This is a genomic window from Infirmifilum lucidum (assembly GCF_014876775.1).
Lineage (GTDB): Archaea > Thermoproteota > Thermoprotei > Thermofilales > Thermofilaceae > Thermofilum > Thermofilum lucidum.
Map to the genome: position 1 here is coordinate 1372798 of NZ_CP062310.1, position 11508 is coordinate 1384305.

Sequence of the window (11508 nt, forward strand, 5' to 3'; positions counted from 1 at the left end):
TCACCGCCCCAGCCTGAAGGAGAGTGTAATATAAGGTGGGCTGGAGAGAGAGCTACCATAAGCGACATAGATGAGCGCGTTGTCACTAAGCTCAAAGGGCTTACCCTCGACCTTATAGCCAGCCCATATCTCCTTGACCTCACCTTTCACCCTGATAGCTGTCCTGTTAAGAGATCCAAGATCCCTAATAAACCACTTGCCTCCCTTCTCGAATATCTCGAAGTGCCTCCTAGAAATCCAGTTATATGGGTCATGCACACGAACCTCTATAACGTCCCCATACTTTTCCACGTGAACCCACCCACCCTTCACCCCGTCCTCCTCCCTGTAAACCCCCGTCATCTCACCCCTCTTCTCCAGCCTACCAAACCTGAGGATAGGCCTATCGACTTCAATGACCTTGCCCATAACTTCTAAAACAGGCCTGCCCGCCTCACGGGCCCGAGGCCTATAAGTACCCTCAACCGCCTCCAGCATCTCGCGCGCCGTCAAGAACCTCTCAGTAGGATCCCAAGCCATAGCCTTAGCCACAACCCCCCTCATCTCGGGGCTCACATCGCGGTTATAAATAGCGGGGTCAGGGGGTTTAGGGGGCCTAGCATCGGGGTACCCAGGCAGCGCTACTAGAGGGTGCTGCCCCGTCAGAAGGAAGAAGAGCGTAGCGCCAGCAGACCATACATCAGACTGCGGTGAAGAAAGGTAGCGGTATTGCTCAGGCGCCGTGTAGCCCCCAGGAGATATGATGGCCTCCCTACGACCAGCCCTGTTGTAGAAGGTGCACGTGCCTAGGTCGATAAGCTTAAAGCTGCCACGGCCATCAGAGAGCAGGTTCTTGGGTTTAACATCCCTGTGTACAATGTTCATGGAGTGCAAGTAGTCTAAGCCCAGCAGAGTCTGGGCAATTACAGACCTAGCCTTCCCCTCCTCCATAGGTACCCCTCGAATGACGGACTCCAAGTCCCCACCTGGGAGGTACTCTAGAACGAGAAACGGGAGACTACCATAAACGCCATCATCCACGTAACGTACAACATGAGGGTGGGCAATACGCTTGACGACGTCGATTTCAAACTTTAGCTTCTCCACAGCTATAGGGTCTTCCCGGGGAAACTTAACGACATAGTAGTCCCGCGAGTAGTCGCTCGCAGCCAGCCACAAAACACTCATACCCCCGTGGCTTAATAGCCTGAGAAGCCTGTATGAGCCACGGGCCCCGTGGAGAACAGCCCCTGACATGCCTAGATGTAAAAAAAGAAAAGGAACTTATAAGCTTTGCTTAAGGCCAAAAGTTTTTATTAGACAGGATGATCTAAGAAAAAATGTGCAGAGAGTAGCCCTAATTACGTTAATCTGTCTCATAGTCCTACTCCCGCACACCCTCCCAACACTCAAAGCCCAACCACAGCAAATAACCCTTCAATTGTTAGAGCCAAGTGAGAATCCCTTGAAAAATGCACAAGTAATCATCATACTCATACCACTGGAGCCTATCATAAAAACAGGTAACACTAATGAGACGGGACACTTAAACTTAAGCCAAGTGGAATTTAAAAGATTTATCCTTACTATTTACGCCATCCACACCACTGGTATCTACTACAACACTACTCGTGTGGATAATTTAAGTGATATAAACAGAAAAAGCTTTACACTTAAAAGATATACTGATAAAACAGAGATCTTATATAATAATAGCCCCATTAAAGACTCCACTCCAATAGAAATTACTGGGAAAAATAAAATTATAACACCATCATTTATAGTACGCAATAAGGTATTTGGAATCAAGGAAATCAAAATTACTATCAATAATAGTGACATTGCTTGTGAATATAAGAACGCGACTGATTGTATGTTTATGCTTATGCTTAAAGAGGATGGAAATTATACGGTCAAAATAAACGTAACCAATTATGCTAACATATCCCATTCTTACACATACAACGTTATACGTGATACAGGAGTAAGTCTACCCAGTAACTGGTTTAGCCCCATAAACGATGGTGTAACGATTTCTGCGAACGAGATTGTTAATATCACGTCACTCAGACTTAATGATAAACCTCTAGACAGTCAAATTATAAGCGGTAACGGAACTAAGAAAATAGTTATCAATGTTACGCGGGCCGGAGCTATACTCTGCCAGCGTAACATCTTGAGCTTCACGCTTAAGGACATATACGGAAATAGCCTAGACGTAAGTAAAACTATCTATGCATGCCCTAGAGTTAATGTTACTAACGCTGATGTAGCCCTCGTTTGGGTTACGAGCAGGGACGGGATTCTAGCCTGTAGCAGGGGCTCCTGTCTTTCTAACCTCACAGCTGGGGAGAGAGAGAAAGATGTAACCATTTTATTCACAGTGAAAGGCAAAGATTTTCTTTATAATTATAGCTCTAAATTGCTGATAAGGTTCTCGAATAAGTCTATACCTATACATATACCTAAATACACGAAAGAGAGTGTAACAGGGGCTAAAGAGGTTCTTCTAAATGCAAGTGGGTTCTATTACTGGGCGAAGCCCCAGGAGATTAACAGTCCCTGGATTCTTTTACGCGAGGCCTTCAATCCTGGCCTTGGACTCGTAGAAGTCAGGCTAGTAGCGGCGAAGACGAGTGAAGGTATTCTTCCTTGTGACGGCTCTATCAGGGCCTTGAGGGGGGTTGGGTTTGTGCTTATACTTGCTGCAGTGACCCTGTTGATGGGCCTGGAGTACGTTGTTCTCACGAGGCGTAGAGCCCCACTGCCGTACTACGGTGAAGTCAACCTAGAGATAAGCTAGAAAAAAATTTAAATAAACCGTCCTAGTAATAAAAAACGTATGACTACCATTTTCAAAGCTTCAAGCCTCATTATCGGAATAATTGTCCTCCTCCTAGGTCTGATTACTACAGTAGGGGGTCTCATCTTTCTCGCCTCCGGGCCTCCCTGGAGTGCCGCGGGAGTTTTACCTCTCGTTCTCGGCTTGATCCTTCTCGCTGCCGGATTTATGCTTGCTTACAACGCGATGAAAACTCCAACGCCACCGCCTCCACCGCCACCAACCCCTCCTCTACCCCCTCCTCCTCCGTCTTATCCGACTAGGATACTCTCCCCTACTCCTTCTCCCGCCCCTCCCACAACTAAAGTAGTTTTGGCTAGGCTCGAGGCTCCGGGCGGGTCTCTCTTTGTGACAGAGCCTACCCAGGAGTTCCGGAGGAGCGACTTCCAGGGCATTGCCCCGCCGGGCTTGCTCGATGCAATTAGCCAGAGCAAGCCGCAGTTTATCATATACTTTCGCGGTGGGCAGTTCTTCATAGAGGACTCTATGAGTACTAACGGGACGCTGTTGAATGGCAGGCAGATTAAAGGCACGGGGCTGCAGCCTCTTAAAGATGGCGACGTCATAAGCCCTGCTGGCGTGATAAACTTGACGTTTAGGACAGGAGGGGCCTGAGGAAGCTGGGGCATGTCCCGGGGGAGCACGCGCACCGAGTACTTATCCCCGGCTTTTATCACCGCGTACACGGTTGCGTTTATCCTCTCTGTTCTAGCACGGCTTCAACCCTTCATCTACCTTTTCATTTTCCTCGTAGGTTTGCTAGTGGTGTTGCTCGTAGAGTTTGATTCAGTGGAGAGGTTTGTTCTCGGGGTTACAGTTTTATTTGCGATGTTTTTCTGCTATCTCCTACCTGCAGAGGTAGCATTCATCCCTCTAGCCTCACATATGGGTGAAAAATACAGGAGAAGCCTGCTCGTCTCAAGCCTTCTAGTATACCTTGTAGTACCTTTTCTATTATTTAAATCTCCTATAAAGGTACTACAAGTTTCCGCTTCACTCCCTATCTTGTTTGCGACGTGGGCAAGCAGTTATGTATCGATTCACGGTACAGGCAGGAGATTCCTCCTCAATCTTTTCTCACAATTTACTGTATTTTCACTGGTCTATTCTCTTCTCTTCTTCCTTCTTTTTTCCATCAATTTGTTGTATTTTCACTGGTTTATTTCTTCCTTCGTTACATATGCCGGCTCGCTTCTTGCTGGTGGCTTGGTTGTCTACTTTTACCGCTTACACGTGGAAGGGGCTCGTAGAGCATCACTCGTGTCTGATTTTTTCGAAACTCTCTCCTGGATATCTAGACGTTACCTAGATTTCTTCCACGAGCGTGTAAGCGGGGCTCCTGGTACGGGTTTAGCTTTTGAAGACGAGCTCAGAGTGCTTGATGGTCTTCTAAGGGCTGAGGTTGAGAAGTACTCGGGGTACCTTGCAAGACTTGAAGACCTTCACTCGAGGGGAGAAGTGGATACGGAGACCTATAGTAGGCTCAAGAAGGAGTATGAGGAATCTCTCGCTGAGTTGAGTGCCTCTCTGAGTGGCCTCAAAAAGAGGCTTGTTGAAAGCGGTTGGTGGGTTTGTGCTGAGTGCGGGGAGGTCAACCCTCCCGTACTCACGAAGTGTAGGAAGTGCGGGAGAGGCTCCCCCTAGGAGTAGGGGCACTCTTTCCTTATTTTCTCAAGCTCGTCGAGGTATTCCTGCCTGAGCTTGCCGTAGACTTCTGGGTCTAGCTCCCCCTTCATCTCTTCGAGCTTTTTGAGCTTACCCTCTGCTTCATGGATCCTCTCGAGGCAGTAGTCCCTAACGCGCGTACCCTCTACTCCCCTTCCCTTAACTGTAGTCTTCTTCAATGCCTGGAGGAGAGGCACGCGTGCAACGTAACCTTTAGCGGCGAGGAATACAGACAGGGCACCGAGCAGTGAGATGACAGCTAGTATGGTTGCGAGCGGCGTATAGTCCTTCCTCCACTCAGCCTCTAGCTCTTTGGGGGCGTCGACCCTTATGTAGGCAACACCCCTGCTAACTTCTTCAGAGTCGTAGGGGCCCAGCCCTCTCCAGCCAGCAAAGACGTCCCGTACGGGAAAGCCTATTGAAGTCTCTTTTACACCAACTTCGATGCTACTGCCCTCAGGGTGCCAGCCCGAGTAGCTCTTACCTAGGTTTCTCATGCAGGTTCCGTCCCCCCTACAGACGTATATTTCCCCTACAGGAGAATATACAGAGACTTTGTACTCTTTAGCCCACTTTGCCACAGCTACCTTCGGGGAGTTCATGACTATAGGCTCAGACCTCTGCCCCTGCCCCCTGGCATCGCCGCTCCACCCTTGGAAGGCCCACCTACTCTTATCATCAATAGGTATAATTGTTGTGTTGATGGAGGCATAAGCTGTCGCCCCCTCGTCGTACCAGCCTGAGCCTGTTGCACTGCCCTGCTCGCTGACAACTTCAAGGTAGTATTGTTTAGCCCAGATGGCCTCAAGCCTTACTGGCCTGTCTGCCGTAAAGGTCACCTCCGGTGAATTAGAGGAAATATCGCCGCTCCAGCCCTTAAAGACGTACCTCTCGCCTCTGCCCCCCTGGACGACTTTATCCACAACCTTTACTTTCACTGTTGAGCCAAGAGGGTACCAGCCGCCCCCCTCGACTACACCCACTTGCGACCTCACGTCTACGAGAACCTCGGTCTTCTCAGCGTATATGGCTTCCAGCTTAGCAGGGTTTTGCAGGGCTATAATCCTCGGGTTATCTTTCACCCCGTCACTCCAGTGCGAGAAAACTAGGCTCTTCCTGTAGGTAGGAGTAGCATCAAGAGGAATTGAAGCTTGGGCAGACAACCTATATGTCGTACCACTAGTTAGCCAGAATGTTGCAGGAGTTCTCGACCTAATGTTGTCCAGGTATACTTCTACAGGTATCCCTGAAACAATATCCAGCCTGACTTCAAGCGTGTAGGTGAAAGTCAGCGTCTGAGCCGATGCCAGGTATATACTCTGGACATTGTTGCTGCAGGTAAACCTTGTGTAATCATCCTTGTATACAGTCTTTTCAACCTCTATGAGGTAGTTACCTTCGTCGAGGTATAGCGTGAGCCCTGAAGACGAAGTGGATCCCTTCGGGTAGCCGTTGACCTTGACTGTCGCGGTGAGGCCAGGAGGAAGCCCCGAAGCTATAATTGTGACCCTAGGTTTTAACTCGATAGTGTACTTGGATGGAGCCGCTTCGTAGCTCGGGTTTTCCCACAGGACATAACTTGGTGAAGAAACTTTAGGGGAGGGGCTTGCCGAGTAGATTTTTACTCCTCGTTCAGCATATACTTCTACTTTGTCAAACCACCCCCTACCCTCCACCTTGAACGGGTCTATAAAAACGACGACGCCGTCTTGGGGGTTTGAGTACCGCGCGTTACGTAAGTCCACTTCGACGATGCTGTAGACTATGTGGTTGGCGTCATCAGCACCCGTTCCCAAAAGTTTTACGTCGCTGGCACCGAACATGAGAATTACCCTATTTGTTAAGCCTATTGCATATTCCTGCTCGTGCCCAACGTAGTATTGCTGTTTCCACGTCTCCCAATCCACGCCTATGGGCGAGATGTAAGCTATGACAACGACGCTTTGCAAACTTTTTATTATAACCTGGTTCCCCACATAGTAGCTAGGCTGGGCACGCAGCTTGCCAGGAAGGACTAGGAGGAGAAGCAGTGCAACTATAATAACTACTTTTTTAACGAATGTCTGCAACTCCATACTATGGTTAAAGGTTGTTAGAGGTTTAATTAAATTTCCTTAAGGGGGTTCTTGGAGATCTGGTTCAGCGATACTCTAATTACGTAGCCTTTCCTCGCGCCCTCTACTAGTACTGCTAAAACACTATCCCTGCCAACATCTAGTATGCGGGCTAGTAGGGGGAGGGTAGTACTGTCTAAGCTGACGAGTATAAAATCACCCCTAGTTGCAGAGTAGACATCCCCTTTGGAGACAAGCCGAAAATAAGTCATCCTGTTAACCGTGTCGACTATATCCTGGTATTCCCTTGTTTTAACTCCTGCTGCAAGGACGAGCTGTGGCCTCCTCCTCTCAATATCATCTAGAATTTCCTCCACGTTCGTCTTGGGGGAGAATGCCGACGAGTACCGGATTGTCACGGCCTTCGTTTTCCCTAGGAAGGGTTCAGGGATAATTCTACTGGGTATAATCCCCCTCGCGCTCAAGTGGTCAAATGCGGACTCTGCACCTACGTGTTCAACGTACGAGTCTACCAGGTACACTATTAGAGGAACTACTTCCGAGGAATGCTCATCCACGTATATTGTTACAAACTTCCAGAACTGGTGGTCTAGGCCCGTGAAACTAGCAAAGCTTTTCTCTGTCACGACCTTTGCACCAACCCTATAGCCCAAGTCCATATACCTCTTCGCGACTCTTAGGCAGAAACTCCCGACGGAGTGGAGGTCTCTTGGAGACACTCTTACGTGAAGCTTCCACCCCCTGCCGTTACGTATTAGGTGAGCCCCTACGTAGACAAAGGTATCGCCTCCACTACTGTGGGCGTTCACACCATACTCAATACGCGGGGGGTATAAAACAGTGGTTCACGCAGTCTAAAAGGCTTAAATATAAGCTTTCTAATTTAAACGAAATTGATGGTAAAGAAAGCCATCACATCATTCCTTCTAATTTCCCTATTAGTCTCAACGGTTTTCCTCAAAACAATAAAAACTCAGACAATACCTGACGATGTGTACTCGCATTTACTAAAAGGGGAAAGCGTTACAGGTTGGGTAGAGGTAAAATATGGTAATACAACGCTTATAAACTACACGCTCTCAAGCGGAGAATACCTCCTATACAGCGTTGGCACAGGCTCTGTAGTCCTCGGAAAGAAATGGTTTATGCCTGAAAGCGAAAGCCTAGACGTTTTCGCCATAGCATTCTACGACTCCCGGAAACCCCTCAAAGATCTCAGTGCCTACGACTACTGGGTGAGAGGGTCACATTGGAAAAGAGGAGTCGAAAAAGGGGAAGAATACCTGAATAAACGCCAGATTCAAGGAGCACTGGCTACACTAGCCGTAGTAGCTGTTCTCTTTGCCCTCTTTCCCCCTTCTTCAGCAATAGCTCTCTGTCTCTTCGCGCTATCTGCTACCACTGATTTTATCACTACGCTATCTAAAATAGAAGAGAACTTTAAACTGGGCCCTGAGACTTCTCCAAAGCTATATTTCGTGTTGGCCTTTATTGCGAGTAATATGGATGAAAAAGCGAGGGAAGCCTCGGACGAGTTTGAATCCTTACTAAATAAAATTTCGGATGAGGAATTCAAAGAGACAGTCAAAAGTCTTAAAGATTTCAACATGTTCGTGGAGGGCTCTCGCGAATTAGCGAAATACTATACTCTTCTCTCCACTATAGTCGCATACAAGGCTCTAAGCGGGACGATGCAACCCGAAACTGTGGAGAAAGTAATTTCTTTCTACGTCTTCGATGAAGGTCATAATAAAGCACGGGAGTTCTTGAATACGCTGGAGAATTGGTATGCCGGCAATATTAATCCAGGTGAACTTGGAGACAAGCTTTTAAACATTATAGCCGCCGACGCCGTCAGAATAGGAGTTTCAGCGGCACTAAAGTTCGCGAAAGATTACTTTATAATCGAAGCTTTTAAAGGTAGCGACAAGATTATGGGCTTCCACTACATCCACTCCTCTCTACTGTCTTCTCTCTATGGTACCATGGCTAATTTGAAAAGTAAGATAGACAAGGGCGGGGTTGAGCCGAGCCTCTCGTTAGTGTCTAAGTTGTTGTTCTATGATTACCTAACCTATGAGCTTGAACTTGAATACTGGGAAGGGCTGAGTAAGCTGGATTGTAGCGATATATATGATCTTCCAGGCGAGCTACGTGATTTCCTAGGGCTCAAGCCTCCTAGCTGGACTCCAGGGACACAAACTGAGAGGTACTGCGCTCAGGTCAAAAGTCTATTTGATCTCTCTCGCATTCTTGTTTCATCATCTAGCGCTGGGGCCTTGAAGAGGCAGCTCGAGTACTATGAGAGTCTTCGCGACGCGTATGAGAGGTACAGGAGTATTATGGCTAAGAGGCGAGGAGATCTTGTCCCGGGTAGTGGTGTAAATGTTATGCTGGTTGTAGATGTTTCGGGGAGTATGGATGATAGCTTCAGGGGTGCTAGGAAGATTGACGCCGCTATTGACGCTGCTAAGACTTTCATCTCGCTGCTATCTCCAAGCGACAGAGCCGGTATTGTAAAGTTTTCGGACTCAGCGTCGCTGGTGGCCCCCCTCACCGGCGATAAAACCGCCCTGTACCAGTTGCTCGGTACTCTAACCCCCGAGGGCATGACTGCGATCGGCGATGGATTGAAGCTGGCTTTGAGCGAGCTCGACAAAGTTAGTGGCGTCAGAGCAGTAGTGCTACTTACGGATGGCAAAAACAATGCAGGACAATATAATCCCGTTGACGTGGCTCACGAAGCGTCGGCGAAAAATATCCCCGTATTCACTCTCGGCTTCGGTGAGAAGGGAGACATTGATGAAGACCTGCTCAAGAGGATAGCGTTGATTACCAACGCGCTGTACTTTTACGCGCCCTCCCCCGAGGATCTCAAGAAGATATATTCCATGCTTGCCATTAGAACTGTAGGTGGCGTCCCGATATACCACCTTGTGTCTACAGTTAAGCAGGGGGAGGAGAAGAAGGTAGAAATTGAAGTTACGCGCGACATGGACTTCGTAGGGGCCCGGCTCTCATACGTGGGGAGTCTCATAAACCTAACCCTGATTAGCCCGAGTGGAAGGGTAATTAGAGGCGTCGAATCATACGTAGCTAGGACAAGCATGCCTGGATACGAGTCAGTAATCGTGTACAACCCAGAGCCCGGCCTCTGGAGAGTCGTCGTAAGAGGAGTCCAAGTCCCACAGGGAGGCGAGAGCTTTACACTAGTGGTGTATAGGCCCAGTATAGTCGTAGACCGGAGGGTCGTGTCGGCGAGTGCGAGGCCCGGGGAGAGAGTTACAGGCACTATCACGATCAGAGCTCTCCAGCCAGTTACAAACCTGGGAGTCGAAGTCCGGGGCGAGTTAGCAGGTCTTATGCGCGTATCGCCCTCTAGCGTTCCTCGGGTTGAGCAGGGAGGCGTTGCAACCATAAGTTACGATATAACCGCTCCCACCGACGCCGCGAGGCCCGTGCTTACAGGTACTATTGTTATAAGAGTTGGCGTTTTAAACACGTTCATTCCAGTGACGCTAGCTCTCAAGTCGCTCATTCTCAACGTGATGGTGAACGAAACGAAGTTCATAGAGGGCGAAAAACTAGCTGTCACTGCCCTGGTAAGCAACTTGACGGGAGCTAGACTCGCTGGAGCGAGAGTAGAGATGAAGTACCTGGGAACAGCCGTGTTATTAAACGAGACTAGTGAAAGCGCCTACACGGCTACTATACCTCTAAAGGCTAGGGGCTCGGTGAAGATAGAGTTCACAGCTACTTACGCCGACTACCCACCATCAAGGTACTCCCTGACCGTCCAAGTATTCCCACGCGGCGATGTAAACACTGATGGCGTAGTTGACTACAGGGACGTCGCACTAGTAATAGCGAACTACGGCAACACCACCATTAACCGTTTCATAGATCTAAATAGAGACTCCATAGTCGACTACAGAGACCTAGCCATAATACTGGGAAACTACGGGCAAACCTCCCATTGACACCCCTACACTTACGAGAAACACACCCCCGGTCAGGGTTGTTTGACAGGACTAATAATCTCCTCCATAAGAGGAACTGGGGGCCTCCTCAACTTTACTGACAGACAGTGCTGCCAGTAGTATACAAAGCCCTCAAATAGTTTAGAACTTTTCTCTCAGCTGGAGCCTCCAAGAGTCAAAAATTAGAACAACTCTAGTAAATGGTTAGATATTCAAACTAAATGTTTATTAAACTCTAAGATTCAGTTGGATTTGTAAAAAAGGTGGAAGGCATGGCTGAAGGGAGAATACCCCTGTTGGGCGAAAAGATCCCAACAATGGAGGTCAAGACTACTCACGGTGTCTTGAAGATACCCGACGACTTCAAGGGCAAGTGGGTCGTCCTGTTCTCGCACCCGGCTGACTTTACTCCAGTGTGCACAACAGAGTTCTTCGCGTTCCAGAGAAGGTGGGACGAGTTCCAGAAGCTGAACGTCCAGTTAATCGGGCTTAGCATAGACCAGGTGTTCAGCCACATCAAGTGGGTCGAGTGGATCAGGGAGAAACTGGGCGTCGAGATTAAGTTCCCGATAATCGCGGACGACACGGGTGAAGTTGCGAGAAAGCTCGGCATGATCCACCCCGGCAAGGGCACGAACACCGTGCGGGCAGTCTTTATCATTGACCCGAACGGGGTTCTGAGGGCGGTGCTGTACTACCCGCAGGAGCTCGGAAGGAACATAGACGAGATCCTGAGAATGATTAGAGGGCTACAGGTGTCCGACAAACACGGTGTAGCTATACCCGCGAACTGGCCGAACAACGAGCTCGTAGGCGACCACGTCATAATACCCCCGGCCTCTGACGAGAAAACAGCGAAGGAGAGGCTGGAGAGAGCCGCCAAGAAGGAGATAGAGTGCTACGACTGGTGGTTCTGCCACAAGAAAATCTAAAAAACTATTTTTTTACTAACTGTTTTAACTTTCAG

Annotated in this window: 8 protein-coding genes; 5 read left to right on the forward strand and 3 right to left on the reverse strand. The window is 48.7% G+C overall.

Annotation, left to right across the window (positions count from 1 at the left end; genetic code table 11):
- Nucleotides 1-1236 carry an FHA domain-containing serine/threonine-protein kinase gene (locus IG193_RS07815; RefSeq protein WP_218042134.1) on the reverse strand — a complete coding sequence of 412 codons (1236 nt, stop codon included), beginning with the start codon at nt 1234-1236 and terminating at the stop codon, nt 1-3.
- An 85-nt stretch (nt 1237-1321) separates the two neighbouring features.
- Between IG193_RS07815 and IG193_RS07820 the strand changes: the two genes are divergently transcribed.
- From IG193_RS07820 to IG193_RS07830, 3 genes are read left to right on the forward strand one after another with little or no spacing between them, the layout of a single operon-like run.
- The gene (locus IG193_RS07820) at nt 1322-2782 is read left to right on the forward strand and encodes a hypothetical protein (RefSeq protein ID WP_192818624.1); all 1461 of its coding nucleotides are present in this window, start codon (nt 1322-1324) and stop codon (nt 2780-2782) included.
- Between the two features lie 39 nt (nt 2783-2821).
- Nucleotides 2822-3436, forward strand: coding sequence for an FHA domain-containing protein (locus tag IG193_RS07825; protein ID WP_192818625.1), 615 nt, complete (start codon nt 2822-2824; stop codon nt 3434-3436).
- Nucleotides 3437-3448: 12 nt separating this feature from the next.
- Nucleotides 3449-4465 (forward strand): hypothetical protein, encoded by a 1017-nt coding sequence (locus IG193_RS07830; RefSeq protein WP_192818626.1) that lies wholly within the window; start codon nt 3449-3451, stop codon nt 4463-4465.
- Here IG193_RS07830 and IG193_RS07835 read toward each other — a convergent pair.
- Entirely contained in the window at nt 4462-6561 is a 2100-nt protein-coding gene (locus IG193_RS07835) for an InlB B-repeat-containing protein (protein WP_192818627.1), read from the reverse strand. The two genes, IG193_RS07830 and IG193_RS07835, sit on opposite strands and share 4 nt — an antisense overlap.
- Nucleotides 6562-6590: 29 nt before the next feature.
- Nucleotides 6591-7370: a hypothetical protein gene (locus IG193_RS07840; RefSeq protein ID WP_192818628.1), complete on the reverse strand. Its 780-nt coding sequence runs from the start codon at nt 7368-7370 to the stop codon at nt 6591-6593.
- 87 nt (nt 7371-7457) lie between these two features.
- Here IG193_RS07840 and IG193_RS07845 point away from each other — a divergent pair, with 87 nt between their 5' ends.
- Nucleotides 7458-10541: a VWA domain-containing protein gene (locus IG193_RS07845; RefSeq protein ID WP_192818629.1), complete on the forward strand. Its 3084-nt coding sequence runs from the start codon at nt 7458-7460 to the stop codon at nt 10539-10541.
- A gap of 272 nt (nt 10542-10813) precedes the next feature.
- A complete protein-coding gene (locus IG193_RS07850) occupies nt 10814-11473 on the forward strand; it encodes a peroxiredoxin (RefSeq protein ID WP_192818630.1) in 660 nt (219 codons plus the stop codon).
- Nucleotides 11474-11508: the final 35 nt, after the last annotated feature.